The sequence below is a fragment of the uncultured Litoreibacter sp. genome, from assembly GCF_947487515.1.
GTDB lineage: Bacteria > Pseudomonadota > Alphaproteobacteria > Rhodobacterales > Rhodobacteraceae > Litoreibacter.
Window position 1 is genome coordinate 755,874 of sequence record NZ_CANKWO010000002.1, and the last position, 26,630, is coordinate 782,503.

At 55.8% G+C, this 26,630-nt stretch carries 21 protein-coding genes; 11 read left to right on the plus strand and 10 right to left on the minus strand.

The window, feature by feature from the left end; all coding sequences use genetic code 11:
* The first annotated feature begins 14 nt into the window (after window positions 1–14).
* The 4 genes from Q0746_RS09355 (at window position 15) to Q0746_RS09370 (ending at window position 3,143) form a co-directional block, all read left to right on the plus strand.
* Window positions 15–680, plus strand: coding sequence for a glutathione S-transferase family protein (locus Q0746_RS09355; RefSeq protein ID WP_298259520.1), 666 nt, complete (start codon window positions 15–17; stop codon window positions 678–680).
* Window positions 677–1,705, plus strand: a complete 1,029-nt coding sequence (gene queG, locus Q0746_RS09360) for a tRNA epoxyqueuosine(34) reductase QueG (protein WP_298259522.1) — start codon at window positions 677–679, stop codon at window positions 1,703–1,705. The genes Q0746_RS09355 and queG overlap by 4 nt, the downstream gene beginning before the upstream one ends.
* Window positions 1,702–2,574, plus strand: a complete 873-nt coding sequence (locus Q0746_RS09365) for an SDR family oxidoreductase (protein WP_298259524.1) — start codon at window positions 1,702–1,704, stop codon at window positions 2,572–2,574. The genes queG and Q0746_RS09365 overlap by 4 nt, the downstream gene beginning before the upstream one ends.
* Before the next feature lie 71 nt (window positions 2,575–2,645).
* Window positions 2,646–3,143 (plus strand): L,D-transpeptidase family protein, encoded by a 498-nt coding sequence (locus Q0746_RS09370; RefSeq protein ID WP_298259526.1) that lies wholly within the window; start codon window positions 2,646–2,648, stop codon window positions 3,141–3,143.
* Window positions 3,144–3,152: 9 nt separating this feature from the next.
* On the opposite strand, the gene Q0746_RS09375 is transcribed toward Q0746_RS09370, so the two are convergent.
* Window positions 3,153–3,659: a CAP domain-containing protein gene (locus Q0746_RS09375; RefSeq protein ID WP_298259528.1), complete on the minus strand. Its 507-nt coding sequence runs from the start codon at window positions 3,657–3,659 to the stop codon at window positions 3,153–3,155.
* Window positions 3,660–3,817: 158 nt separating this feature from the next.
* Between Q0746_RS09375 and Q0746_RS09380 the strand changes: the two genes are divergently transcribed.
* Window positions 3,818–4,414, plus strand: a complete 597-nt coding sequence (locus Q0746_RS09380; RefSeq protein ID WP_298259529.1) for a L,D-transpeptidase — start codon at window positions 3,818–3,820, stop codon at window positions 4,412–4,414.
* 154 nt (window positions 4,415–4,568) lie between these two features.
* A complete protein-coding gene (locus Q0746_RS09385) occupies window positions 4,569–4,745 on the plus strand; it encodes a hypothetical protein (protein ID WP_298259531.1) in 177 nt (58 codons plus the stop codon).
* Between the two features lie 67 nt (window positions 4,746–4,812).
* Here the strand turns inward: Q0746_RS09385 and rlmN are convergent, their stop codons facing one another.
* From rlmN to Q0746_RS09400, 3 genes are all read right to left on the minus strand, one after another.
* Window positions 4,813–6,006, minus strand: coding sequence for a 23S rRNA (adenine(2503)-C(2))-methyltransferase RlmN (rlmN, locus tag Q0746_RS09390; RefSeq protein WP_298259533.1), 1,194 nt, complete (start codon window positions 6,004–6,006; stop codon window positions 4,813–4,815).
* A 42-nt stretch (window positions 6,007–6,048) separates the two neighbouring features.
* A complete protein-coding gene (locus Q0746_RS09395) occupies window positions 6,049–6,669 on the minus strand; it encodes a Hint domain-containing protein (protein ID WP_298259535.1) in 621 nt (206 codons plus the stop codon).
* A 96-nt stretch (window positions 6,670–6,765) separates the two neighbouring features.
* Window positions 6,766–7,287: an invasion associated locus B family protein gene (locus Q0746_RS09400; RefSeq protein ID WP_298259727.1), complete on the minus strand. Its 522-nt coding sequence runs from the start codon at window positions 7,285–7,287 to the stop codon at window positions 6,766–6,768.
* Window positions 7,288–7,462: 175 nt separating this feature from the next.
* On the opposite strand from Q0746_RS09400, the gene Q0746_RS09405 reads away from it, so the two are divergent.
* Window positions 7,463–8,461, plus strand: a complete 999-nt coding sequence (locus tag Q0746_RS09405) for an asparaginase (protein WP_298259537.1) — start codon at window positions 7,463–7,465, stop codon at window positions 8,459–8,461.
* On the opposite strand, the gene Q0746_RS09410 is transcribed toward Q0746_RS09405, so the two are convergent.
* Window positions 8,452–10,587 carry an ATP-binding protein gene (locus tag Q0746_RS09410; protein ID WP_298259539.1) on the minus strand — a complete coding sequence of 712 codons (2,136 nt, stop codon included), beginning with the start codon at window positions 10,585–10,587 and terminating at the stop codon, window positions 8,452–8,454. The genes Q0746_RS09405 and Q0746_RS09410 overlap by 10 nt on opposite strands.
* Before the next feature lie 134 nt (window positions 10,588–10,721).
* Between Q0746_RS09410 and Q0746_RS09415 the strand changes: the two genes are divergently transcribed.
* Together Q0746_RS09415 and pbpC are read left to right on the plus strand one after the other, a co-directional pair.
* On the plus strand, window positions 10,722–16,148 hold the full coding sequence (locus Q0746_RS09415) for an alpha-2-macroglobulin family protein (RefSeq protein WP_298259541.1): 5,427 nt from the start codon (window positions 10,722–10,724) through the stop codon (window positions 16,146–16,148).
* 9 nt (window positions 16,149–16,157) lie between these two features.
* Window positions 16,158–18,176 carry a penicillin-binding protein 1C gene (gene pbpC, locus Q0746_RS09420; RefSeq protein ID WP_298259728.1) on the plus strand — a complete coding sequence of 673 codons (2,019 nt, stop codon included), beginning with the start codon at window positions 16,158–16,160 and terminating at the stop codon, window positions 18,174–18,176.
* Here the strand turns inward: pbpC and Q0746_RS09425 are convergent, their stop codons facing one another.
* Together Q0746_RS09425 and Q0746_RS09430 are read right to left on the minus strand one after the other, a co-directional pair.
* Window positions 18,177–19,352 carry an acetyl-CoA C-acyltransferase family protein gene (locus tag Q0746_RS09425; RefSeq protein ID WP_298259542.1) on the minus strand — a complete coding sequence of 392 codons (1,176 nt, stop codon included), beginning with the start codon at window positions 19,350–19,352 and terminating at the stop codon, window positions 18,177–18,179.
* A gap of 63 nt (window positions 19,353–19,415) precedes the next feature.
* The gene (locus tag Q0746_RS09430) at window positions 19,416–20,246 is read right to left on the minus strand and encodes a metallophosphoesterase family protein (protein WP_298259544.1); all 831 of its coding nucleotides are present in this window, start codon (window positions 20,244–20,246) and stop codon (window positions 19,416–19,418) included.
* Between the two features lie 173 nt (window positions 20,247–20,419).
* Here Q0746_RS09430 and Q0746_RS09435 point away from each other — a divergent pair, with 173 nt between their 5' ends.
* Complete coding sequence (locus Q0746_RS09435; RefSeq protein WP_298259730.1) at window positions 20,420–21,436, plus strand: NAD-dependent epimerase/dehydratase family protein; 1,017 nt, start codon at window positions 20,420–20,422, stop codon at window positions 21,434–21,436.
* Here Q0746_RS09435 and Q0746_RS09440 read toward each other — a convergent pair.
* Entirely contained in the window at window positions 21,433–21,993 is a 561-nt protein-coding gene (locus tag Q0746_RS09440) for a DUF2585 family protein (protein WP_298259546.1), read from the minus strand. The two genes, Q0746_RS09435 and Q0746_RS09440, sit on opposite strands and share 4 nt — an antisense overlap.
* A 136-nt stretch (window positions 21,994–22,129) precedes the next feature.
* Between Q0746_RS09440 and Q0746_RS09445 the strand changes: the two genes are divergently transcribed.
* Window positions 22,130–23,698, plus strand: a complete 1,569-nt coding sequence (locus Q0746_RS09445; protein WP_298259548.1) for a hypothetical protein — start codon at window positions 22,130–22,132, stop codon at window positions 23,696–23,698.
* A 63-nt stretch (window positions 23,699–23,761) separates the two neighbouring features.
* On the opposite strand, the gene serA is transcribed toward Q0746_RS09445, so the two are convergent.
* Together serA and Q0746_RS09455 are read right to left on the minus strand one after the other, a co-directional pair.
* Entirely contained in the window at window positions 23,762–25,357 is a 1,596-nt protein-coding gene (serA, locus tag Q0746_RS09450) for a phosphoglycerate dehydrogenase (protein ID WP_298259550.1), read from the minus strand.
* 43 nt (window positions 25,358–25,400) lie between these two features.
* Window positions 25,401–26,546: a phosphoserine transaminase gene (locus tag Q0746_RS09455; RefSeq protein WP_298259552.1), complete on the minus strand. Its 1,146-nt coding sequence runs from the start codon at window positions 26,544–26,546 to the stop codon at window positions 25,401–25,403.
* Window positions 26,547–26,630: the final 84 nt, after the last annotated feature.

The window sequence follows — 26,630 nt, forward strand, 5'->3', positions numbered from 1 at the left end:
TTAGGGATAACGCGATGAACCGCCTTTACCACTCCCCGCTTTCTCCCTTTTGCCGCAAGGTGCGCCTTGTCTTGGCTGAAAAGAAGGTTGAGGTGGAACTGGTAGAAGAGCGGTACTGGGAGCAGAACACCGACTTTATGCAGCGTAATCCGGCTGGCAAAGTCCCGATCCTGAAGATCGATAGTCAGACGCTCAGCGAAAGTCAGGCGATCTGCGAATACCTTGAAGAGGTCATCCCAGATCCCGCCTTGCTACCTAAAAAACCGGAAGATCGCGCCGAGGTTCGGCGTCTCACCTATTGGTTTGACGATAAATTTCATAACGAAGTTACGTCAAAGCTGCTGTACGAGCGGGTGAACAAGAAGATCATGGGCCAAGGCTACCCCGAAAGCAAAAACGTGAAATTGGGCGCCCAGAAGATTAAGTACCATATCGACTATATGGGTTGGCTGTTGGATCAGCGCCGTTGGTTGGCAGGGGATCAGCTCAGCTTGGCTGATTTCACCGCAGCCGCGCATTTCTCCTGCCTTGACTATATCCGCGATGTGGACTGGAACCGGAACGCGAATGTCAAAGACTGGTATGCGAAGATTAAATCGCGGCCTGCGTTCCGCTCTATTCTGGCTGATCAGGTGCCAGGTTTCATCCAACCTCCCCACTACGCGGACTTGGATTTTTGAGCCTAAAAGACCGACTGCGCGCGCAAGCACTCGCGGAAGGTTTCGCAAAAATGGGCATTTGTCGCCCTGATGCTATCCCTCGCACTCCGGATCGCCTGAACACCTATGTGGATGAGGGGCGTCACGGTCAGATGGGGTGGATGGCCGAAAGAATGACATGGCGCTCAAATCCTGCAGCGCTTTGGCCAGAGGCGCGTTCCGTCATTATGCTGGCTGAAGTGTATTCTCCAGATCACAACCCCCTTGATATTCTGGATCAAAAGGACCGCGCTGCAATCTCGGTCTATGCGCAAAATCGCGACTATCATGATATTGTCAAAAAGCGGCTGAAACGGGTAGGTCGCTGGCTGATCGAGCAGGCCGATGATGTGGAAATCAAGGTTTTCGTGGATACTGCCCCCGTGATGGAAAAACCGCTGGCGGAGGCAGCCGGACTGGGTTGGCAGGGTAAACACACCAATCTACTGGCCCGCGATTTAGGAAGCTGGTTCTTTCTGGGTGCGATCTTCACGACGGTAGAATTAGACCCTGATACTGCCCAAACAGACAATTGCGGCAGCTGCCGCGCCTGTCTGGACATCTGCCCAACGAAGGCATTCCCTGCCCCGTTTCAGCTGGATGCGCGCAGGTGCATTTCCTACCTGACGATTGAACATAAGGGGCCGGTTGACGAAGAGTTACGCCAAAATATGGGCAATCACATATATGGGTGCGATGATTGTCTGGCGGTTTGTCCGTGGAACAAATTTGCCCAAGAGGCGACAGAATTACGCTACGCTGCCCGCGATGATCTACGCGCCCCGAAATTGGCAGAGCTGGTAAAACTTGATGATGCGCAGTTCCGCGAGAAGTTCTCAGGCTCGCCGATCAAGCGGATCGGACGGGATCGTTTTATCCGAAATGTTCTATATGCGATTGGCAATTCGGGTCGGTCAGATTTGCGCGACGCGGCACAATCTCACTTACAAGATCCCGACCCGACAATCAGTGATGCCGCGCGTTGGGCTGTTGAAAGGTTAACTTGATGTCACATTTGCTTAGCTTCGGTCACGGCTATTCAGCGCAAGCACTGGCACGGATTTTGTTGCCACAGGGGTGGACGATCACCGGTACAACGCGCTCGGTTCAAAAAGCTAAGGAGCTGCAACGCAGTGGTCTTCAGGCGGTGGTTTGGCCAGATGCAGATATGGCGGATCATCTTGCGAAGGCCACCCATGTCCTCGTGTCCGTGGGACCAAACGCTGAGGGCGACCCAGTTTTGCGCGGGGTGAAGGACCAACTTCGGGCGGCAGCAGGGACCATCAAATGGCTTGGGTACCTATCGACCACCGGAGTCTACGGCGATCACAATGGAGGCTGGGTCGATGAGGCTACTCCTTTGGCGCCATCTACCCAGCGGGGCCACTTTCGTATGGAAGCCGAGGCAGAATGGCAGCAGCTTGCCAAGCAGTCCGGTCTGCCGCTCCATATATTTCGTTTGGCCGGAATTTACGGACCTGACCGCGGCCCTTTCGCGAAAGTTCGAAATGGAACCGCACGTCGTATTATTAAAGAAAATCAGGTGTTTAGCCGCATCCATGTCGATGACATTGCGCAAGTTTTACAAGCATCTATCCGACAGCCCAATGCGGGGGCGATTTACAATCTTTGTGATGACGACGCGGCGCCGCCCCAAGATGTGATCGGATATGCCGCCGAGCTTTTAGGCCTTCCTCTGCCCAAAGCAGAGCCGTTTGAAACTGCCGAGATGACGCCAATGGCACGTAGTTTCTACGCAGAATCAAAGCGAGTGAGAAATGACCGGATCAAACAAGAGTTGGGAATAGAGCTGCTGTATCCCGACTACCGCAGCGGCCTTTCTGCGCTGTTGGCAGGTGAAGACACAACACTGTGACGTTGAGTTTATAGGATTCCGAAATCCGCGTTTCTTGGCTATACTTACAGAAAAATGGGATGGTAACTCACATGCGTTCGGTGCTTTTGCGCGGCCTGCTTTTGGCTTCATTGCTGATTTTGACTGCTTGTACGTCAAAGTTCACAACCTACAACGGCCCTCGGGTTACCAAGGTTGAGGTATTCAAAAGCCAACGGATCATGAAAGTTTACCACGGAAAACGTGTTCTAAAGACTTACAACGTTGAACTTGGTTTCGGTGCGCGCGGACATAAGCAGTTCGAAGGCGATGGTCGCACACCCGAGGGGCGCTATATCATTGACAGGCGGAACCCTAACAGCTCGTTCTATTTGTCTTTGGGGATTTCATATCCCAATGCGCAAGATCGGGCCTTTGCACGGAAGCACGGGCTTTCTCCCGGGGGTGACATCTTTATTCACGGTCAGCCAAATATCGGAGGAAAGCGCGGCCCTGATTGGACCGCAGGGTGCATCGCCGTCAAAAACGGCGAAATGCGCCAGCTTTATGCGATGGTCAAAAACGGGACTGTTATCGACATATTCCCGTAACGCGCAGCCTTAGCTGCCCGTTACCATTGTCCACCAAATCTTGCCGTTTGGCTCTTGGAACCACGAAAAGCCCATCTTGTTCGCGCGAGGGGACAAAATCACTTCGCGGGTAGACGGGGTGGCCATCCAAGCTGCGACAGTTTCTGATTCATTCTCATATGTCTCGGAAATATTCTCCCCGATCAGCTGACCCTCGTAACCAGAACGCGCGACGCGATCCAATGGCGACGACCCGTCGGATCCGAAGTGCCAAGGGCGATTTTGCACCGACATGTCCCGCGAATGGGTTGCTGCGGCAGCGGTCAATTTGCTGTCCAACACCAGTTCATTGGTCCCCGCTGCTGCGCGCAATGCATTCACGGAATCCAATACACGGAACTGAATTTTTGCGGTGTCATTTGCCTTTATCCGGTAGACGCGAGGCAGGGGCTTGCCATCGGGTCCTGTGGTCGGAACGGGTGTACACGCCGCCAGCGCAAGAAACGCTGAGGTGAGGATGAGAAGCAGTCTGGCCATACCAATTATTCCCTAGAATTTTGACAATCCTTAAACCGAACCGTGGGGCTGTTCAAACACAGTGGTGGAAAATGGCCGATCACATCATTGTTTGATTTGTGATTGAGGCATTCTCGCCATATTAATAGCGCAAAGACCTCACCAAGGAGGGTGTTTCTGTGAGTAATTCCAAATTCGAAGGCCTAAATCGTCGTAGCTTTCTGTTGACGGGCGCGGCTGCGGCTTCTGGTCTAGCGACACCAGTGATCGCACAAACCGCAACTGGCGAAGTAGAGCGTGACCTGACCGAAGTGGTGAAACGCAATGTTTCCAGCTTCCGCTCGCTAGAATGGCAGCCCTATTTCAACAACCTGAAAAAGGGTGCGATCTTGGTCGATATCGACAGTCGCGCCCTGCATATGTGGACTGAAGACGGCAATTACAGCTTGTATCCTTCATCCGTTCCCCTGTCAGAGGACCTGACACGCCGCGGTCGCACCAGCATCGTGCGCAAGGTTGATGGCCCCACTTGGAGCCCGACACCAGCGATGAAAAAGCGCAATCCAGAATGGCCGCCATTTGTGCCCGCTGGCCCAGACAATCCGTTGGGGACGCATGCGTTGTATCTGACGTGGACGTACTACCGAATTCACGGCACCCATGATACGCGCAAAATCGGGCGTCGTTCGTCCAATGGATGCATCGGGTTGTTTAATGAACATATTGCTGAAGTGTTTGCGAAAGCGAAAGTAGGCACTCAGGTGTTGCTAATTTGACGACATTTTGAATCACTCGCTCTGACCTGAATAGCCCGACCATTGTGTTGGGCAAACTTTCTTGGTTATACGGTGTGACGAGATACTGTCTTGGGTGTCCGTGAATGAACCGGATAGTCTGGGTTCAGCGGGCGTATCTTGGAAGGATATAGAGATGAAAAAAATCGTACTTGCAGCAGCATTTGCTGTAGCCGCTTCTTCTGCTTTCGCTGGTGGTCTGTCTGACCCAATCATCGAAGAGCCAGTAATCGAAGCAGCAACTTCTTCTTCAGCTGGCGGCATCCTTGTCCCGCTGTTGTTCCTGGTTATCGTAGCAGCTGCTGCGTCCTAAGCGAAAGCTTAACCTAGAATACGAAAAAGGCGTCCGAGTGATCGGGCGCCTTTTTTGCATTAAGGGTTTAGCTCTCTGCGACGCCGGCTTCGGCCTCAATCTGTTTTCGGGATTTTCGCGCCCGCTCGGTCGCGGATTTCAACTGCCCACAGGCGGCCATAATATCTTCGCCACGTGGTTTACGCACAGGCGAAGCATATCCTGCCTGATACACAATTTCCGAAAACGCCCTGATACGGTTGTTTGAAGAACGCTCGTATGGTGCGCCGGGCCATTCGTTGAATGGGATCAGATTAATTTTTGCGGGAATGCCTTTGATCAATTCTACCAATCGATGAGCATCTTCGTCGCTGTCGTTCACATCTTTCAGCATAACGTATTCAAAGGTAATGCGCTCGCTGTTGGAGGCTTTGGGATAAGCACGCAAAGAGGCTAGCAATTCCTCGATATTCCATTTCTTATTGATCGGAACCAAGGTGTCGCGCACTTCATCAGTCGTGGCGTGGAAGGAAACAGCCAAGAGACACCCGATTTCTTGTGCGGTCTTCGCAATCTCGGGCACCACTCCTGATGTCGACAGGGTGATCCGACGGCGGGAAAGACTGATGCCTTCGGGGTCCATCGCGATCTTCATGGCATCACGCACATTGTCGAAATTATAAAGTGGTTCGCCCATTCCCATAAGTACGATGTTGGACAACTTGCGCTTGGCTTCGTCATTTGGATTGTGACCCGGCTCGGGCCATTCGCCCAAATCGTCACGCGCCAACATCACCTGACCAATGATTTCACCAGCGGTCAAATTGCGGACCAGCTTCTGGGTGCCAGTGTGGCAGAATGAACAAGTTAACGTGCAACCGACTTGGCTGGAGATGCACAATGTCCCGCGGTCTTCTTCGGGGATATAGACGACCTCTACCTCGTGACCACCTGCGATGCGTACCAGATATTTGCGGGTTCCGTCGGTGCTGACTTGGCGGGTAACAACCTCTGGCAAGGTTATCTCAAACTTCTCTGCAAGTAGGGCGCGGTAGTCCTTTGCAAGGTTGGTCATGCTGTCGAAATCGCGCACACCCTTTTGGTACAGCCACTGCCAAACTTGACCGGTCCGCATCTTTGCCTGTTTTTCGGGTGTCCCCGCTGCAAGCAATGCGTCGCGGAGTTCAACACGAGTCAAGCCGACCAGATTGACCCGATCGCTGGCAGGCAACTTGCGGGGAATGGTCACTAAGTCTTGTGTGATCGGTGCTGTTGATGTCATCGGAGCCTCACTGAAAGCAGGAACGCCGCCGAATACACTATATCAGTGCAAAGGGAAACCTGCGCTATGCTCTGCCTTGATCACCTGCGGGCGCATAAGGCTACACGCCAAACGGGCCTCCTCGGCGGAAAGGGCAGGGCGGGATGTGGTGCTATTATTTGGCCCAAGGTCGACAGCCAAGTTACCACAATACAAAAGATGGCTTTGCAAAAACCCTAGGGAAACATAGGTCACCGCCCGCAGCCCTTGAATTTGGCGAACCTCTCCCACGCCTAACAAATCCTTTGCCGAAACAAGAACTTCACGGGCCGAAAACAAGACGTCAAACATTTGATGACGCAGGGCGATCCGTTGATTTGGGGCAAGATACAAATCTCGTGCAGGGCGATCTATTCCAAAGATGCCTGCAGGAATATGGATGGGGGATTTATGAGGTGCAGATGTCAGGTCTACGTCGCGAAATGCGATGCATTTGACCGTTTGTATCCCAAGATCTTTGGTCAAAACGCGATCGCCTGATTTCAGGTCCTCGACAAATCGTTCGCCGCTACTGGTCATGATCGGTGTCCCAACACTTAACCCTGCGGGAGAAAGGCGAACGGCCGTGTTTGCCTTCTTCTGGACGGGAAGGCTGATGGTTCTGGTGTTGGAATTCAGGGTCATTGGATGCTGCCTATTGGCCGGTTTTCCCGGTCTTAGTATGAGAGGTGTTAAGGGACCTTGGCAGCCGATCCCTTAACTTAGAAAAATTTTAGGTATTTATCCGCCGCAGCGCTTGGATGCGTCCGCAAGGGCAGCCGTAAAGCCGCTGAGCGAGAAGGAGTCCTTGGTCGTCGTTCCACGTTTGGAGACGCCAGTGATCACAGCATTTGCCCCGCGTTTCATGGCGGCGATAATCTTGTTGTCATCTGCTGGTGTCGGCGCCCAAGCCGTTTCGCCGCTGGTGAACAACTCATATGTGCTGTCGCCGATTTTCAGGCTAACGGTTGCGCCGTCCGGATAAGGGTAGCCGCCCGTAAAGGAAACTTCGCCAAGCTTTCCTGCGCCAGGCCAGTAGCTAACGAACATCAATGTATCACCGCGGGTCACAGCAACGACGCGGCCACCTTTGGTGTTCACAACTTCCTTAGGGCTGGAAACGATCCAGCACTGGGTTGGATTATCTTCAACGAACACGCTCCAGTCCGTTTTGGACGCCACGCGATTTGTTGACTGTTCCTGAGCGGAAAGGGGGCCTGTGGCCAAGACGAGGGCCGTGCTTACGACCATGCTCTGCAGCATTTTTTTCATGTATCTCACAGCTCCAGCTGTTTTTCTGCCTCTTGTGCGTCGAACGATCCTTAACGGATTCACTAAAGTCGACACACCACTATTATCTCGATTGCCAAACGATAACCTAGAATGCATGTGTTGGGGAAGGCCCATTGGCGGTTTTTCGCTTTATTAGGAGGCGTCTATGACACAACCCATCCCTTTCGTCGAAATCTGGCGTGGTGATATGCTTGAATCACAACATCTGGGGCATGCGGTTGTATGTGATGCAAATGGCCAAATCGTGGAATCGTGGGGGGATGCCGAAAAGGTGATCTACCCGCGGTCGTCCTGCAAGATGTTGCAAGCGTTGCCCTTAATCGAAAGCGGCGCGGCGGCGGCACATGGGCTGGGGGCCGAGCATTTGGCGCTAGCCTGCGCGTCTCATCAGGGGGCGGCCATTCATACAGACCGCGTGCAGCTGTGGCTGAATGACTTGGGCCTAAGTGTTTCCGATTTCCGCTGCGGACCGCAAAAGCCCTCAGATAAGGACGCGCATGAGGCATTGGTGCGCGCAGGCAAGCAGCCTTGCCAGATACACAACAATTGTTCGGGCAAACATTCAGGTTTTCTGACCTTGAACAAACATTTGGGCGCAGGGTCAGAGTACGGCGAAGTCGATCACCCCGTGCAGGTTGCGGCGCGTGCCTCTTTCGAAGAAATGACCGGAGAGACCGCAGAATTCTACGGGATCGACGGGTGTTCTGCCCCGAATTTTTCGACGTCTGTCGCAGGGTTGGCCCGCGCCATGGCACGCATGGCAAGACCGCAGGGAACGGGCGCACGGGCGCAAGCAGCGACACAATTGGTCGAGGCGATGCGTATGCATCCTGATCTTGTGGCAGGTGAAGGTCGCGCATGCACCGAGCTGATGCGCGCAATGGATGGCAAAGTGGCCGTTAAAACGGGTGCCGAAGCGGTGTTTGTCGCGATTTTGCCCGAGCAGGGCCTAGGCATGGCACTGAAAATTGTCGATGGCGGCACCCGCGCGGCAGAGGCAGCAATTGCCGCATTGCTTGTGAAATACGGAGCACTCGACGCGAAACACCCCATGGCGGTTAAACGAATGCATGGGCCAATTCTAAACTGGAATGGCATCAATACAGGGCACATGCGGATCAGTGCGGACTTCATTCATTCCTGAAACGGGTCGGTATCCTCAGGAGAGAGCTCTTTGATCATCGCATGAATTTGGTCCTTCTTCAGGGGTTTTGTCAGATAGTGACCTATCCCTGACTGCTTTATCCGTTCCTCATCGCCGTCCATGGCATGCGCGGTCATAGCGATGATCGGGATAGGGTTGGCGCCGCGTTCTTCTTCGATTTCCCGAATTCGGGCGCTGGCCTCCATTCCATCCATTTCCGGCATCGAAATATCCGTGAACACCATGTCAAACTCGCCGTTTTTAAACGCGTGAACAGCCTCGATCCCATTTTCAACTAGCGTAAGATCAAGCGTTAGGGTCTTCAGCATTTTTCGGAACACCAGCTGATTGGTTTTGTTGTCCTCGGCTGCCAACAGGCGCAATTGACGAAGTTCCGGGGCCTTTGGTGCAAAACTTGCGGCTTCGGTGATGCTGCTAAACAGGTCCTCGCGCTTGAAGGGTTTGCTGAGCGTCGCGATGCCTGACGGCAATTTGACGGGGATCGCAGGTGTGGTCATGGCAACAATGGGAGTGTCCCCAAACAAAGAGCGCAGTGTTTCGATCGCCCCCCCACCATCGCCCAATTCACGCTGAAGGCCGACAAATACGATGTCGGGATCGATGTCCTTGGTGGCGGCGTCCACATTGGGCAAGGCCGCGAATGTCAGGCCCAAGAATTCCATCTGCCGCGTCAGAATATCCAAGTCCATCGCGTTGGGTTCGATAACGAGGGCCCGATGGATGCCCGCGGGCAGCACCGCGGAGCCCATGTCGGCCTCCGCCACCAAGGGCAGGGTGATCTTGAACCCAAAGCACGCCCCTTCGCCCTTGACGCTACTGATCCAGACTTCACCCCCCATTTGCTCAACCAGCTTGTGGCTGATCGATAGACCCAAGCCGGTGCCTTCGTACTTGCGGTTTGCTTCGTCTTCGATCTGATTGAATTCACCAAAGATGTGTTCGATCATATCTTCATCAATGCCAAGGCCGCTGTCTTCGACGGTGATATGGAGTTGGCAGTTTTGCTCCGCATCATTCACAACCCCCACGACCCGAACCAAGACATAGCCTTCATCGGTGAACTTAACTGCATTCCCGACGAGGTTGGTCAAAACTTGCCGAATGCGTCCGGCATCGCCAACAAATTCAGCGGGCAGGAATTGATCATAGTCGATCTGGAAATCCAGACCCTTTTGCGTGACGGTTGGATCAACAATCAATCCTACGTCTTGCACCAGCCGTTCCAGATCAAACGGCGCAGGTTTCAACAAAATCTTTTCTGCTTCGATCTTGGAGAAATCCAGAACGTCGTTGATGATCTCTAGCAGGGCCTCGCCAGAGTTTCGGATTGTTTGAGCGTAAAGAGTTCCTTCTTCATCCAGAGGGCTTTCAAGCAGCAGATCGGCCATGCCCACGACCCCGTTCATCGGAGTGCGCAACTCATGGCTCATTTTCGCAAGGAAGGCAGATTTAGCACGGTCCGCAGCTTGAGCTTTGTCGCGGGCATCGCGCAGTTCGCCCTCTTTTAGAATGCTATCCGTGATGTTGAGGACCAACGACACGACACCGCCATCTGAGGTCCGCCGATCTACCATTTTGACGTAGATGCCATTCCAAAACCGAAGGGTGATCGGCTCAATCTTGGAGTTCGACCAGCGCGCAAGCATCATTTCATACCAGTCGTCTGCGCCTTGATCACGAAGATCGACAATCCCCTCATCGATGCAAAGATCCAAAATTTCTGAAAAATTGGTGCCAGGCCCGACGTCGCCTGCGCCTTCAAATGCAGCCAAATAGGGGGGGTTTGCAGCGATCAGGTTGCGGCTGGCATCAAATAGCGCAAACCCGTCATGAATGGTGTCGATCGCATCCCAAAGCAGGCGTTCCACCGCGACGACTTTATGGTTGGCGGCCACAAGATCTTTCACCACGCGGGTATTTTGACCTTCAAGCTCTTCGACCACCCGCCGTTGATCGACAATCTGACCAGACAGGTTCAACGCGTGGGCAGACAACTTGCGATTGGCAGCCGTTAGCTCTGCTTGCTTTTGATCCAACAGACGCTCCGCCGCTAAACGCGCGCGGCGTTCCAGCATCAGGTCTTCATTCGCCCTTGAGTGTTCCATTGTCCTCGAATCAAAATATCGCGCAGCTCTGCATAGATTTGCCGAACTTGGTGAAGACCCACTTAACGCAACCACCTTGCCCGACTCATATTGTCTGTGCGACGCTTCATGTGATTTTACAAAAGAGGTTTGGTATGGCGGTTCGCATTTTTTCGGCAACGCTGATGTTTGTGGCGTCTACCAGCATGGCATTTGCACAGGGGTTGATCCCCGAGCGCCGCATGAGCGTTTCGAAAAACATGGACTTCTATGGCAGTGATCTAACGAATATCTTCGACACGACACTAGAAACCTGCACGCGGACCTGCCTTAGTAATCCGGCGTGCAAAGCCTTCACCTTCAATACCAAATCTAACGCTTGCTTCCCTAAATCCGACACCACCCAATCCGTGCCTTTTGAGGGGGCGGTTTCAGCCAAGGTGACAGATGCAACGTCGCAAGAATTGCTGACGGCGCAGACGCAGCGCGCCAAGGCGGGCTTTATCAGCGATCGGGACATCCGCGCAGCATTTGAACAAGCGTCAAACATGTCGCGCAGCTATGTCGCCAATGCCTACACGCTGGATCAATATCTCGACGCAGCAGCGCATGCGCGCGACGAAGGCAAGCCGCTCAAGGCCATGCGGTTCGCAGGGGCGGCTTTGACATTGTCTGATCAATCCGACCTATGGGAAAGCTTTGCCCGTGACGCCGCCGCACATGCCAAGGCAACCACGGGCAACCGCCGGAAGTACAATCGTATCTATCTATCAGCGTCGGTGAACGCCTATCTGCGCGCTACCACACCCGCCCTGTCCGTCAATGCCCTTACTTTGATGGCAGATGCGCTGGAGCAGAATAGCCGTGGCCGTGACATGATTGCGCCCTTGCGTTTGGCCCAGTCACTGCACCCACGCGACGACACAGCCCGCGCATTAAGCCGTGCGGTTCGTCTATTCGGATTTCGGGTTTCCGAGACAGAAGTGGAAAGCAACTCAAGAGAGCCACGCATTTGTGTCGCATTCTCTGAGGAGCTGTCGAAAACCATCGACTATAGCCCATATGTACAGTCTCAAATTTCCGGCATCAGCGTAGAGGCCCAGAACCGGCAGCTTTGTGTTGGCGGGTTGACGCATGGGGAACGCTATAGCTTCACCCTACGCCAAGGTTTGCCGGCCAAATCCGGTGAAGCCCTGCAAAAGGGGGTGGAGATTACGCAATATGTCCGCGACCGTTCGCCGTCGGTGCGGTTCAACGGGCGGGCATATATTCTGCCCAGCAGTGGTGCGGCGGCCTTGCCTGTGGTGGCGGTGAACACCGATGTTTTGGATTTGACGCTTTATAAGGTCTCGGACCGCAACATCCTTCGCACGATGCAGAATGATTTCTTCGCCAAACCCCTAAGCTACTACGCAGAGCGCGAATTCCGTCGGGCGATGGGAGTTGAAGTTTGGACGGGTCAGGGGGACGTTGAAACTGCGCTGAATGAGGATGTGACCACCCGTTTGCCGATTGCCGATATCGTCGGAGAGATGACCCCCGGTGTTTACGCGTTGCAAGCCTCGGTGGCAGGGGCAGATGATGCGACCCCTGCCACCCAGTGGTTCGTGATCAGCGACTTGGGGCTGACAAGTCTGGAAGGCACCGATGGGATGCATGTCTTCGTGCGCGGATTGTCGGATGTGGCGGCTAAGGAGGGCGTGACCGTTTCGTTGATCTCGCGTGCCAATGAAGTGCTGGATACACAAGAAACCGACGCTCAGGGGTATGCCCGCTTTGACGCCGGATTGACCCGAGGTGTGGGCGCGGCCTCACCAGGGTTGCTGACAGTGCAAAAGGGGGATGATTTTGCGTTCTTGTCCCTGCGCGATCCTGAGTTCGACCTGTCCGATCGTGGCGTAGAGGGGCATCCGCCCGCCAAACCGGTCGATCTGTTTGTCACAACGGAACGGGGCGCATATCGCGCGGGCGAGACCATCAGTGCGCTGGTGTTGGCGCGAGACAACGTCGCACGCGCGATTGAAGGCCTGTCTCTGACAGCTGTTTTGACGCGACCTGACGGTGTAGAATACGCACGAATGACCGCGGCGGACGCTGGTGCAGGGGGCCGCCTGTTTTCCATGCCATTGGGGGCCGAGGTCCCGCGCGGAACTTGGGGTTTGGCGGTTTTTGCTGATCCTGACGCTCCGGCGTTGTCGTCCCAGAACTTGCTGGTCGAGGATTTCCTGCCGGAGCGTATCGACGCGACACTAACTTTGCCCGAAGGCCCAATCGTGTCAGGCCGCGCAGCACCTGAGTTGGGGATCGAAGCGCGCTATCTTTTCGGTGCACCGGGTGCCGATCTAGCGGTGGAGGGGGACATGACCTTGAAGGCGGCCACCTCGCTGGACGGGTTCTCTGGGTTTCGCTTTGGTCGCCACGACAGCCCGTTTCACGCCCTACGCAGCGGTTTTGCCTCGGATGTGCGAACGGATGCTGCGGGATTTGCAACGGCTTCCCTAAAAATACCCGACTTGAGCGAAGTCATGCAGCCCCTGGAGGCGCAAATCACCGCACGCGTGCGGGAAGGATCTAATCGCCCGATAGAGCGTCGCATTACCCGACCTTTGTTGCTGGATAAGCCGGTAATCGGGGTTAAGCCGGAGTTTGATGGCGTCGTTGCAGAAAATGATGTCGCCAGCTTCGATCTCATTGCTCTTGGGCCTGATTTGACGCGGCAGGATATGCAAGTGCGCTGGACCGTGAACCGTATCAGAACCGATTACCAATGGTATTCCAACTACGGGAACTGGCACTGGGATAAGGTGACAAGCCGCAGTCGGGTGGCATCAGGAGAGGTGACTTTGACAGCCGGTGACCCGCTGAAGGTCGCTGCACCGGTGCAATGGGGCGAATATGAAATCAAGGTAGAACGCACCGATGGCCCCTATGTTGCGACGTCGATGAAGTTCCAAGCAGGGTGGTACGCAAGTGCGAACGCAACCCAAACGCCCGACCTATTGGAAACCTCTTTGGACCAAACGCAATACCGCGCAGGTGATACGGCGACTTTGCGTATTGTATCACGCTATGCGGGAACGGGCTTGGTCACGGTGATGTCGAACCGTTTGATTGATATGAAGGCCATGGAGGTCGTACAGGGCGAAAATCTGATATCCCTTCCTGTGACGGATAGCTGGGGCAAGGGGGCCTATGTGTCGGCGTCTGTGCTACGCCCGATGGATGCAGCGGGCGGGCAAAATCCCGCACGCGCTTTGGGGCTGGCCCATGCTGCAATCGACCCCGAAGATGCGAAGCTTCGGGCCCGTTTTGAAACGACTGGGGAATCTGCGCCGCGCGGGCCATTAACCGCGCGCCTAAACGTCGAGAACGCCGATCAGGAAACCTACGCCATGATTGCTGCGGTGGATCAGGGAATTCTGAATTTAACCGGTTTTACTCCGCCGCAGGCCTCTGACCATTACTTTGGGCAACGCAAACTGGGGGTTGGTATTCGTGATGTCTACGGGCGCTTGATTGACGGTGCGTCTGGGGCGCTGGGGTCCGTGCGGTCGGGTGGTGACGCGGGGGCGCAATTGCGGGCCAAGTCCCCACCTCCGACGGAAGATCTTGTGGCCTATGTCAGTGGTCCGTTGCGCGTTGGGGCGGATGGTATCGTCGAGACAGAATTCGACCTGCCAGCGTTCAACGGCGCAGTTCGACTGATGGCGGTTGTTTGGTCGAAAGACGGGGTGGGCGAGGCCAATGCTGAAGTTCTGGTACGAGACCCTGTCGTGGTGGCGGCTACCTTGCCTCGGTTCATGGCTCCGGATGACAGCAGTCAGCTGATGCTGGAAATCGTTCATGCGGAGGGGCCAACAGGGGATATGCCACTTTCTGTGACCACCACTGGTTCGCAACTTTTGCAAGAGGTGCCGAAGACCGTTTCGGTGACAGAAAAAGGCACCACGCGTTTGTCATTGCCGTTCAAGGCAACCGGCGGGGATGCCGTGCTGGTGGATGTGGCGCTTACGCTGCCTGATGGTCGCAAGCTGGAGCAAACCCATAGGATTGAGCTGCGTAGGAATGATCCGGTCATTCAGCGTCGCAGCCAATTTGCGCTGAACTCTGGCGAGACGCTCACCTTGGACGACAATGCCTTTGCCGGCTTCAAGGAGGGGACAAGTTCGATCACCCTTGCCGCGGGGCCTTTGGCGCGATTTGACGTGCCGGGGCTTCTGAATGCGTTGGATCACTACCCCTATGGGTGCACCGAGCAGGTGACCTCCAAGGCGTTGCCGCTGCTGTATTTGGATCAAGTTGCTGATGCGATGGGGTTGAACAACCGCAATGGCATCTCGGAGCGGATAAATCAGTCCATTGCATTGGTGTTGACCAACCAAGCGTCAAACGGGTCGTTCGGCCTATGGCGCCCCGGACGCGGCGATCTATGGTTGGATTCCTATGTCACAGATTTTCTAAGTCGCGCGAAATCTCAGGGGTATGTCGTGCCGGATGTTGCGTTCCGTCAGGCCTTGGACAATCTTCGAAACGCAGTAAACAGCGCGCCGGATTTCGAGAAAGGCGGCGAAGGTTTGGCCTATGCGATGCTTGTTCTGGCGCGCGAAGGGGCCGCGTCAATTGCTGATCTGCGCTACTATGCCGACACCAAGGTTGGGTCGTTTTCTACGGCATTATCCGTCGCTCAGTTGGGGGCCGCATTGGCGTCTTACGGCGATTCCAGACGCGCCGACGCCCTATTTGGCCGTGCATCGGATTTGTTGAACAGGCCAGCGCAGACGTCACAGGTCTGGCGCGATGACTATGGGACAGATTTGCGGGACACGGCGGCCGTGCTGACACTTGCCGTTGAAGCGGGGTCAAATGTGTTGGACATCGATACTTTGGGGGCAAGAATTGCGCCCACGGTGGGTGACACCGTTGGGCGCTCTACGCAGGAATCTGTTTGGACCTTGCTGGCGGCGAATGCGTTGATCGGGCGACCAGATGCTGCGCTGACGCTAAACGGCACGCCTGTTGACGGGCCGCTTGTGAAGGTGCTGGAAGACACGGCGGCCACGCCTGTTCGCGTCACAAACACCTCGCAGTCCGAAACGGTCGTGACGCTTACCGCATTTGGCGTGTCCGATGAACCGGTTGCCGCCGGTGGGCATGGCTACCGCATCTCACGCGAATATTATGACCTAGAGGGGAAGGCCGTTGATGCGTCTCAGGTGACCACAGGTATGCGACTGGTCGCCGTGTTAACTGTCACGCCGCTTGCCACCGGCGAGGCGCGGTTGATGGTGAACGACCCTCTGCCCGCGGGGTTCGAAATCGATAACCCGAACCTTCTGCGCAGTGGCGACGTCAAATCACTTGCGTGGTTGAAGACGGATGCGAATGTGCGAAATACAGAGTTCCGTGAGGACAGGTTCCTTGCAGCTGTCGACCATTTGGGCACCAGCGACTTTCAGCTGGCCTATATTTTGCGGGCGGTAGCCCCAGGGGAGTATCATCACCCTGCCGCCAGCGTGGAGGATATGTACCGCCCGATCTACCGTGCTCAAACGGATGAAGGCCGAATACAGGTTCTGCCCTAAATGATCCCCATGTCGCGCATATTGGGCGTTGCGGCTGTGCTTTTGTGGGTGGCGGCGCTAGGGCGGGATCAGTTTGACGGATGGATTGACCGCACAAAGCTGCCTGTCTTGGCGATTGAAACCAGTGTGGAGGTCTTGGATCGGCACGGCGCATTGCTACGGGCTTTCCAAACCAGCGATGATCGCTGGCGTTTGTCCGCCTCCGTGGCGGATGTCGACCCAGAGTTTCTGCGTCTGCTGATCCGTTACGAAGACAAACGGTTTTATGCCCACTCGGGCGTTGATCTGATTGCAATGATGCGCGCTGCTGCACAAGGGCTGCGAAACGGAAAAATTGTGTCGGGTGGATCGACCCTAACCATGCAGGTTGCCCGCCTTTTGGAAGAAAGCGGCACCGGATCATGGGGCGGAAAACTGCGTCAAATCCGGCTGGCGATTGCGTTGGAACGGCACCTGACCAAAGACGAAATCCTATCGCTTTATCTTGCGCGGGCGCCCTATGGCGGCAACCTCGAAGGGCTTCGTGCTGCAAGTTTGGCCTATTACCAAAAGGAGCCGCGTCGTTTGACGCCCTCGCAAGCCGGCTTGTTGATAGCATTGCCCCAATCGCCAGAAGCGCGGCGGCCAGACCGCTTCCCCAAGGCCGCTCAGACCGCACGTGACCGTGTGTTATCGCGCCTTGTCCGTGCCAAAGCCCTGAAAGTAGAACTGCAGCAAGGCGCCCCGTTAAAGGCCGTGCGGCGTGACTTTCCAAAACTGGCCCCGCATATGACCGAGCGTTTGCGTCAAGAGGGTGGCCAAAGGGTTCGCTCGACCTTGGACAAGCAGGTGCAATCAAAGCTGGAGCAGCTTGCCGCTGCCGCTGTGCGTGGGGGTGGTCAACATCTGTCTGTGGCGATGGTCGTGGCTGATCACACAACGGGGGAAATAGTGGCGTCAATCGGCTCGACCAGTTACGCCAATGACAAGCGCGGAGGCTTCATTGATATGACCCGCGTTCCAAGATCACCGGGTTCGACATTGAAGCCGCTTATTTATGCCATGGGATTTGATAAGGGTCTCGTTCACCCCGAAACCATCATGTCAGACCGGCCTATGCAGTTCGGTTCCTACGCCCCGCAAAATTTCGATGGCCGGTTTAGAGGCGATATCCCTGTGCGCGAGGCGCTACAATCCTCGCTTAACCTGCCGGTGGTCAGTCTGCTCGACCGACTGGGCCCCGCAAATTTGATCGCAAAACTCAAGCATGCAGGGCTGTCACCGCAGGTTCCGGGCGGGCAAGCAGGCTTGGCCACAGCCCTTGGTGGAATGGGGTTGAGCCTTGCTGAGTTGACGCAGTTATATGCGATACTTGCGCATCCTGTTGGTGCGAAACCCTTATCCGCGACGGATGAAAGATCTGCCGAGATCCCTCCAATTCTAAGTCAGAAAGCCAGTTGGTATATCGGGGATATTTTGAAAACCGTACCTCGCCCAAGTTTGGCAGGGGACAAGAACATAGCCTTCAAAACGGGAACCTCATACGGGCATCGCGATGCTTGGGCGATGGGCTATGACGGCCAGCATGTTGTCGGTGTTTGGATGGGGCGGGCGGATGGCACGCCGGTTCCGGGGGCATTCGGCGGGGAACACGCGGCCCCATTGATGTTTCAGGCGTTTGAGCGGCTAAAGGGGCGCAGCATCCCACTGCCAGCACCGCCACGCGACGTGCTATTGCTGGGCAACGCAAATTTGCCGCAACCTTTGCAAAGATTCACCAGTCGCGCAGAGCAACGCGGGGTGGCGCATGACCACCCCAAGGTGGCCTTTCCCCCAAATGGGGCGCGGGTTGCGCATACCGGCGGCGTCGTGACGGTGCAAATCAGGGATGGGGCGCCGCCCTTCACATGGCTGCAAGACGGGGCGCCGGTACTGACAAATAGCTGGGACCGTCAGGCGCAGCTCACCCCTAAGGGGCGCGGATTTTTGCATGTCCGGATCATTGACGCCAACGGTCGAGCAGCGGGCACGACCCTATTCATTGAATGATCAGACCCGCTCGAATGCCAACGCAATACCTTGTCCGCCACCAATACACATGGTGACCAGCGCCTTGGAGCCGCCGATGCGTTCCAGCTCATGCAGGGCCTTTACGGTGATGATTGCGCCGGTGGCCCCGACAGGATGGCCAAGTGCGATCGCGCCGCCGTTCGGGTTCACTTTCGCCGGATCCAGTTCCAACGCCTGCGACACGGCCAAGGCTTGTGCAGCGAAGGCTTCGTTGGATTCGATCACGTCAAAGTCCTGAACCTTCAGGCCTGTGCGTTTTAGCAAGTTCTGAACCGCTGGTATGGGACCGATGCCCATAACTTCAGGGCGCACACCGGCGTGAGCATAGCCGATGATGCGGGCACGGGGAGTTAGACCGGACGCCTTTGCAGCAGCCTCTGTCGCCATTACAATTGCGCCCGCGCCGTCGTTTATCCCAGACGCATTGCCAGCGGTTACGGTGCCATCTTTTTGGAACGCCGTGCGCAGTGCCGACAGGGCTTCTAGTGATGTGGCTCTGGGGTGTTCATCAGTGTCAAAGGCCACCTTGTCGCGCTTCACGCGGACCTCAACCGGTACGATCTCTGCTTTGAAATATCCCGCCTCAATGGCACGGGCGGCGCGAGACTGACTTTCCAGTGCGAAGGCATCTTGTGCCTCGCGGGATATGCTATGCTCGGAGGCAACATTTTCGGCGGTGATGCCCATGGGACCTGTGCCGAAGGGGCAATTGAGCGCCCCGAGCATCATGTCCTGCGCCGGAGCATCCCCCATCTTCTGGCCCCATCGCGTTTGCGGCAAAATGTAGGGAGAGCGGCTCATGCTTTCAGCACCACCGGCAAGACCAAATTCCGCGTCGCCCAACATCAAGGACTGAACAACAGACACAATCGCCTGCACGCCGGAGCCACACAACCGGTTCACATTCATGGCGGGGACGGTGTCTGGGATGCCGGCCTGCATGGCGGCTGCACGAGACAGATACATATCGCGCGGCTCGGTGTTGATGACATGGCCAAAGGCTACATGTCCGATTTGGGACGGGTCAACGCCAGCGCGCTCCATTGCGGCCTGAGAAACGGTTGCCCCAAGCTCGATCGGCGGAGTCCCCGCCAATGCGCCGCCAAAAGTGCCAACTGCGGTGCGTGCGCCGCTTAGGATCATGATCTGTGACATTTGAGGTCCTCCGTATGTGTCGGGGCGACCTTAGCCTAATTTGCGCCGATGGAAGTGGTGACGTTACGTTGCCACTCGGGGTTGCAGGGTTTGCAGGAATTCCACTGTTCCATCGGGCAGAACGACGGCCGCAGTCAGGCAGCCGGTTGAGAATGCGCCGGTGTCTAGTGAAATGCGACCCTCGGTACAGGTGGCTTGTTCTTGCGGGGTGTGGCCATGGGCGATCCATTGGCCATCAGTCCGAACGCGTGTCAAAAATTCGGGATGCCCCCAAAGTAAAACGCGAGGGGATTGGTCGCTCACGGCGCGTGCCGGATCAGCCCCTGCGTGGGCGATCATCAAATTGCCTGACCGCACGGATGCGGGCAGCGCTCGCAGCCAGTCCTCCATCGCGTCACCAAGTTGGCCGCGCAAAGCCATGGCAATCGCATTGGAGGTGGCGGCCCATTCGGCTTCCACGGGCAATTCAATGCCAAAACTGGCAAGCGTTTGGGCGGCACCATTGCGAAACCAACGGGCGTGACGGGCTTCGGGGGCTTCCATAAAGTCGAGCATCATTTGCTCATGGTTGCCCAAAATGCAGGTGACATTTTCTGGAAACTCGGTGGCCAATTCATGCAACCGCTTTAAAACCGCTGCGCTGGACGGGCCCTTGTCGATGTAATCTCCGACAAAAACCAGCTTGGGATCGGGAAGATCCAGATTGCCGATCACATGATCGATCTGTTCCAAAATATGTTCCAGCAGGTCAAGCGCGCCATGCAGATCCCCAACAATGAAATGCGGTGTTTCGGGGTTGGGCCGATCAAGAGGAGTCGCCTCGGGTGGCTGCGGTGGCTCTTCGTTCGGAGTTGGGGGTTTTTGACCTTTGAGAAATGATTTTAGAAAATTCATGCGAGCGCGGACCTTTGACTGGTTGCTCAACAGTTGGTCGCCACGGGTCGAAATTGCAAGCAAAACTGGGTGACAATCAGCGACGCGCGGAATTCTGCGACGTTTTCCGGTTTGACCCCGCGCAGATAATCACCGACGAAGAGGCGCAGACAAAAGGACAGATCATGACGCATATGACTCGCACCGCTTTGGTAACCGGATCAGCAGGGTTTATTGGCTATCACGTGGCCGCACGCCTTTTGGCGGACGGGTTCAAAGTCGTGGGTCTTGACGGCATGACAGACTACTACGACGTGACGTTGAAACAACGCCGCCATCAGATGCTGTCCCAATCTTCAAATTTTACTCCAATTGAGGGATTGCTGGAAACCGACGGGTTGGTCATGGATATCATGTCCGAACACAAGCCCGATGTCGTTGTGCATCTCGCAGCGCAAGCCGGTGTGCGCTGGTCCATTGAAAACCCGCGCGCCTATGTTGATGCAAACTTGATCGGCGCCTTCAACGTGTTGGAGGCCGTGCGCGCGCATCCCTGTTCGCATCTGCTTATGGCGTCCACGTCGTCGATCTATGGCGCCAACACGGTCATGCCCTATGAGGAAACACATAAGGTCGACACGCAGATGAGCTTCTATGCCGCGACCAAAAAAGCCAACGAAGCAATGGCTCATTCCTATTCTCACCTCTACGACCTGCCGATCACGATGTTTCGGTTTTTCACCGTGTACGGTCCTTGGGGGCGTCCTGACATGGCCTTGTTCAAGTTCACCAAAGCGACGCTGAGCGGGACGGCAATCGATGTCTATAACCACGGCGATATGAGCCGCGACTTCACCTATATTGACGATTTGGTGGAAGGCATTCGTTTGCTCATTGATACGCCACCCGTCCGCCCAGATGACGCAAATGACATCGAAGACGGGGACAGCCTGTCAGAAGTTGCGGCTTGGCGTGCGGTCAACATCGGCAACGGAGAACCGGTTCAGCTGATGGCATTCATCGAGGCAATCGAGGCTGCGTTGGACCAAGAGGCCACCAAAAACTTCATGGATATGCAGCCCGGAGACGTGCCCGCAACTTGGGCGCAGGCGGATCTGTTAAAACGGTTGACCGGATACCAGCCGAAAACCGACGTGCGCACTGGCGTGGCGCGGTTTGTAGAATGGTACCGCGACTATTATCAGGTCTAGCCCGCCGCCTGCCAATCGCGGATCACGTCCAACGGGTAAAGCAGCATGATGACATTCAAGGCCAAGCCGTCGCGAATGGCTGACATGACGATGACCTCCGCAAGGATAACGATGGCGACGCTGACCCAGACGGGCAGCCGCCTTGATAGCCAAAACCCCACCCACATCGCGAGGATGTCACAGACGGAATTCAGCACGCTATCGCCGTAGTAATCCAGCGCAATGGTGACTTCGCGGTAGCGATTGATTACGGCGTCGGTGTTTTCCAGAATTTCCCAAACGGCTTCGATTGCCGTGGCTATAGAAAGGCGCCAGCCGATATCGATGCGCCGCGCCAGCACCCAAAGCACAAAGTAGAAAATGAACCCGTGAAGCAGATGGGACGGCGTGTACCAATCCATCATGTGCTGGGAGTTTTCGGAGGTCATGGTTTCCAAATGCAGCAGTTTGATCGTGCCGCATTTGCAGATTGGAACACGTCCCATCCACAAAAGCGTTGTGGCGGTGGCGAGAAGAATGCCGAAGGACACCCAATAGGGAAGAAATCGTTTGCTCATGACAGCTAAGGGCCATGGAGAATGTTCAGCTGTAAACCCCACGGCCCCGATGTGACGCGCGATTGAGTCCTTTTTGTCCCAGTTGAATTGGTGACTGCGGCTTGCTTGGCACGGTGCGCCGTGCAACGTTCGCCGCATGAAATCTTTTGATGTATTTGCCCCGTTCTCCGAAGCTGAACAAAAGCTTATTGATGACGCCGCCAACCCCGAGCGCACAAGTGTCGGAGATGGCGATATCCCCCAATCAGACGCTACAGAATGCGTGATCCGCGCCGAATTGATCCGCAACTTGCTGCTGCGCTTCGACAACCTGCATGACAAGGGCATTCGTCTTCGCGGGGCATGGATCACTGGGACGCTAGACTTGCAGGGATGCGACTGCGAGCGCGACATATCGTTGTCTCATTGCCATATTGGCACCCCAATAAACCTTGTGAATGCGCGCCTGCGCGGGCTGCATTTGTCGGCCTGTCGGTTAACCGGCGTGTCCGCGGATAATGCGTCTTTCTCGGGGTCTGTCTACATTCGGGCCAAGACCACGATAAAGGGAGAGATTTCGCTTGCGGGCGCTCGGATCAGCGGTGATCTACAGATTTGCGATGCGTCGATCGATAGCCCGAGCCAAGATGCTGTGTTTGCCCCGTCTTTACGAGTTGAAGGGTCGGTGTTTTTGGGCAATTACCCTTACTCCGAGAGCGTGACAGAGCTGCACACCACGGGGATGTTGTTCTTTTCCTCAGCGCGGGTAGAGCACGACTTCTTCCTGACCAACACCTCTATTCGCCTGCCGCAGGACCCGATCAGCGCGGCGCCAGTTTTTGACCCCACCGAGGAACACGGGCGCGATATGGCGTTGAGCCTTGCGCGGGCAAAGATCAATGGCATTTTCTATCTGGCTGACAATCAGATTTCGCACGGCATAGTAAATTTGGCGGGGGCAGAGGTCGCGCGTTTTCGCGATGAGCCTGTCGGGCCGGGGGCGGCGTATCCCATTCGCCTAGATGGCTTTCGATACACTGACTTCTCCCGACATGCAGAGACAAATATAAACGCGCGACTAGACTGGCTGGCGCGCAAGCCAGAGGATATGCCCTTCACCTCACAACCCTATGAGCAGCTTGCCTATGTGCTGCAGATACTAGGGCACCGCAATGATGCGCGTTCGGTTCTTATGCGCAAAGAACGCCTGCTTCGCGCCGAGAACCGCCAGCTGATGAAAGCGCGTGGCGGGTCGATCATCTGGCGTGGATTGTCGCGGTTCTTTGACGACTTCTTGCGCTGGTCGATTGGGTACGGCTACAGGCCTGGGCGTGCGGTGATCATAGCTGTGGCGCTGATCATCGGTCTTGGCGTGTTCTTCCAAAGTACGTGGAATGCAGGGGATATGACCCCGAACGCAGCCCCCATACTGGTGTCAAAAGACTGGATTGATGCCACTAAAACCCATGCAGAAAACCCAGCGGCTTTCTGGTCGTCGCGGGGCCAAGGCGGGCAAGACTGGGAAACCTTTAACGCCTTCGCATATGCCGCGGATGTGGTGGTTCCGCTGGTGGTCTTTGGTCAGGAAACTGCGTGGGCGCCTTCAACCTCGCGGTCACCATTGGGTAAGGTTGCTTGGTGGGTTCGGTGGTTCGCCAAGTCGATCGGATGGATCGTTACCGCGCTGGGGGCTGCGGCCATAACCGGCGTTATCCGCAAAGACTGATCCACATGAAAACGCCGCCACCCCGAATAGGGCAGCGGCGCAAATCAGAACTTTCCAGTTGGCTTAAGCGACGTCGAAGCGAAGTGTCTTCACTTGCTTGAACATGCCTGTATCGGACAGCTTTTGCAGGATCGGTGCAGCAACCGGAGCATCAACATACAAAAGCGCAATCGCGCCTTTGCCAGCGGCTTCGCGCCCAAGGGTAAAGTTCGCGATGTTGACGCCGTTCTCGCCCATCATCTGACCCAATGTCCCGATGATACCCGGCACGTCTTCGTTGGTTGTATACAACATGTGCTCCCCGATCTCGGCGTCGATGTTGATGCCTTTGATCTGGATGAAACGTGGTTTGCCATCCGAGAAGACGGTCCCAGCAATGGAGCGTTCGCGCTTGTCAGTGACAACGTTCAGTTTGATGTAGCCGTCGAACACGCCGGACTTATCTTGAGTGGTCGTCGATATCTTAACGCCACGCTCCTTGGCGATGACCTGAGCGGACACCATGTTCACGTCTGGGTTGGTGGCCTTCATGATGCCAGCCACACCTGCGCAGTTCAGCGCCTCTAGGTTCATCTGGGACACGTTGCCGTTGTAGGTGATCTGGATTTCCTTGATCACTTCGTCGGTCATTTGACCAATAAAGGCGCCGAGGTGCTCGGCTAGCTTGACCCATGGGCCCATAACCTTGGCTTCTTCGGCAGTCACAGACGGCATGTTTAGCGCGTTGGTCACGGCGCCTGTCAACAGGTAGTCTGACATCTGTTCTGCCACTTGCAGGGCCACGTTTTCCTGCGCCTCTGTTGTTGCGGCACCAAGGTGCGGAGTGCAGACAACATTTGGCAGGTTGAACAACGGGCTGTCTTTTGCGGGCTCTACTTCGAACACGTCAAAGGCAGCACCTGCAACTTTGCCAGCCTTCAGCGCGTCGGCCAAAGCAGCTTCATCCACCAAGCCGCCACGGGCACAGTTGATGATGCGAACGCCGTCCTTCATTTTGGCAATATTCTCGGCCGAGATCATGCCGCGTGTTTTGTCAGTGGCTGGAACGTGCAAAGTGATGAAGTCGGAACGCTCGAACAATTCGTCCAGCTCAACCTTGGTGACGCCCAGCTTGTCGGCGCGTTCTTCGGACAAGAAGGGGTCATACGCGATGACCTTCATACGCAAGCCAACGCCGCGTTCGCAAACGATACCGCCGATGTTACCCGCGCCGATAACGCCAAGAGTTTTGCCCGTGAGTTCTACACCCATGAACTTCGATTTTTCCCATTTCCCAGCGTGGGTAGAGGCAGAAGCCTCTGGGATCTGACGTGCTACGGCGAACATCATTGCAATTGCGTGCTCGGCGGTAGTGATCATGTTGCCGAACGGGGTGTTCATAACAATGATCCCCTTTTTGGACGCGGCAGGAATGTCGACGTTATCAACACCGATACCGGCGCGACCAATGACCTTGAGGTTGTCAGCGGCAGCGATCAGTTTTTCTGTCGCCTTGGACGCGGAACGAATGGCAAGACCGTCATACTGCGGGATTAGTTCCAGCAGCTTATCTTTGTCTTTGCCAAGGTCGGGCATGAAGTCCACATCGATGCCGCGATCGCGGAAAATTTGGACGGCGGTTTCAGACAGTTTGTCGGATACGAGTACTTTGGGGGCCATGATGAGCTCCTATGATAAGTAGAATGGGAAGGTCTCAGGCAGCTTATGCCTGAGCTTGAATCTCTTGCTCGAACGCATAGGCGAGCCACGGAAGCATCGCGTCGACATCGGCGGTCTCGATCGTGGCTCCACACCAGATGCGAAGGCCCGCAGGCGCGTCACGATACGCCCCGATATCAAGTGCGACGTTCTCGGCTTCCAGACGTTTGGCGATGGCTTTTGCAAATGCCGCACCGTCTTTGATCCGGTCGTCAGTGAACTTCAAGCAAACGGAGGTGTTGGACCGTGTGGCAGGGTCCGTTGCAAGGAAATCGATCCAGTCGTGCGCAGCCACGAAGCCGTTGATCGCGGCCGTGTTCGCATCAGCGCGGGCAATCAGCCCTTTCAGGCCGCCAACCGACTTGGCCCAATCCAGCGCGAAAAGATAATCCTCAACACACAGCATGGACGGCGTGTTGATCGTCGCACCCGTAAAGATACCATCGATCAGCTTGCCGCCTTTGGTGAGGCGGAAGATTTTTGGCAGGGGCCATGCAGGAGTGTAGCTTTCCATGCGCGCAACTGCGCGTGGGGACAAGATGATCACACCGTGACCGCCTTCGCCGCCCAGAACTTTCTGCCAGCTGAATGTAGTGACATCCAAGCGATCCCATGGAAGGTCCATTGCGAATGCGGCCGAAGTGGCGTCGCACAATGTCAGGCCGTCGCGGTCGGCTGGGATCACGTCTTTGGACGGGACGCGCACGCCGGAAGTGGTGCCGTTCCAAGTGAAGCAAACATCATTGTCGAAGTTCACTTGCGCAAAGTCGACGATTTCGCCGTAATCCGCAGTTGTCGCGGTCGCGTCGATTTTCAGCTGCTTTACAACATCGGTGACCCAGCCAGAGCCGAAGGATTCCCAGGCAAGCATCTCGACCTTGCGCTCACCCAAAAGGTTCCACATGGCCATCTCGAAGGCGCCAGTATCGGAGGCGGGTACGATGCCGATCTTATAGTCCGCAGGTACGCCAAGTACCTCGCGGGTGGTCTCGATGGCGGCAAGCAGTTTCGCTTTGCCAACAGCGGCACGGTGCGAACGGCCCAATGGGGCGTTGGCCAGCTTATCGAGCGCAAATGTCGGGGGTTTGGCACATGGGCCAGAAGAGAAGCGAGGATTCGTCGGCTTCGCAGCCGGTTGTGTCGTAGTCATAATGTCTACCCTTACAGATAATTGCCTCTCGTTGGGGAGAGGTGTCCCACTGGCGTCACTAATGGAGTGCACGGGCTTCCACAA

What these genes read in the sequence shown, in the direction of transcription:
- Q0746_RS09355 (WP_298259520.1), top strand. Translation starts at nt 15, where the DNA reads ATGAACCGCCTTTACCACTCCCCGCTTTCTCCCTTTTGCCGCAAGGTG.
- Q0746_RS09370 (WP_298259526.1), top strand. Translation starts at nt 2,646, where the DNA reads ATGCGTTCGGTGCTTTTGCGCGGCCTGCTTTTGGCTTCATTGCTGATT.
- Q0746_RS09375 (WP_298259528.1), bottom strand. Translation starts at nt 3,659, where the DNA reads ATGGCCAGACTGCTTCTCATCCTCACCTCAGCGTTTCTTGCGCTGGCG.
- Q0746_RS09385 (WP_298259531.1), top strand. Translation starts at nt 4,569, where the DNA reads ATGAAAAAAATCGTACTTGCAGCAGCATTTGCTGTAGCCGCTTCTTCT.
- rlmN (WP_298259533.1), bottom strand. Translation starts at nt 6,006, where the DNA reads ATGACATCAACAGCACCGATCACACAAGACTTAGTGACCATTCCCCGC.
- Q0746_RS09395 (WP_298259535.1), bottom strand. Translation starts at nt 6,669, where the DNA reads ATGACCCTGAATTCCAACACCAGAACCATCAGCCTTCCCGTCCAGAAG.
- Q0746_RS09400 (WP_298259727.1), bottom strand. Translation starts at nt 7,287, where the DNA reads ATGCTGCAGAGCATGGTCGTAAGCACGGCCCTCGTCTTGGCCACAGGC.
- Q0746_RS09405 (WP_298259537.1), top strand. Translation starts at nt 7,463, where the DNA reads ATGACACAACCCATCCCTTTCGTCGAAATCTGGCGTGGTGATATGCTT.
- Q0746_RS09410 (WP_298259539.1), bottom strand. Translation starts at nt 10,587, where the DNA reads ATGGAACACTCAAGGGCGAATGAAGACCTGATGCTGGAACGCCGCGCG.
- Q0746_RS09415 (WP_298259541.1), top strand. Translation starts at nt 10,722, where the DNA reads ATGGCGGTTCGCATTTTTTCGGCAACGCTGATGTTTGTGGCGTCTACC.
- pbpC (WP_298259728.1), top strand. Translation starts at nt 16,158, where the DNA reads ATGTCGCGCATATTGGGCGTTGCGGCTGTGCTTTTGTGGGTGGCGGCG.
- Q0746_RS09425 (WP_298259542.1), bottom strand. Translation starts at nt 19,352, where the DNA reads ATGTCACAGATCATGATCCTAAGCGGCGCACGCACCGCAGTTGGCACT.
- Q0746_RS09430 (WP_298259544.1), bottom strand. Translation starts at nt 20,246, where the DNA reads ATGAATTTTCTAAAATCATTTCTCAAAGGTCAAAAACCCCCAACTCCG.
- Q0746_RS09435 (WP_298259730.1), top strand. Translation starts at nt 20,420, where the DNA reads ATGACTCGCACCGCTTTGGTAACCGGATCAGCAGGGTTTATTGGCTAT.
- Q0746_RS09440 (WP_298259546.1), bottom strand. Translation starts at nt 21,993, where the DNA reads ATGAGCAAACGATTTCTTCCCTATTGGGTGTCCTTCGGCATTCTTCTC.
- Q0746_RS09445 (WP_298259548.1), top strand. Translation starts at nt 22,130, where the DNA reads ATGAAATCTTTTGATGTATTTGCCCCGTTCTCCGAAGCTGAACAAAAG.
- serA (WP_298259550.1), bottom strand. Translation starts at nt 25,357, where the DNA reads ATGGCCCCCAAAGTACTCGTATCCGACAAACTGTCTGAAACCGCCGTC.
- Q0746_RS09455 (WP_298259552.1), bottom strand. Translation starts at nt 26,546, where the DNA reads ATGACTACGACACAACCGGCTGCGAAGCCGACGAATCCTCGCTTCTCT.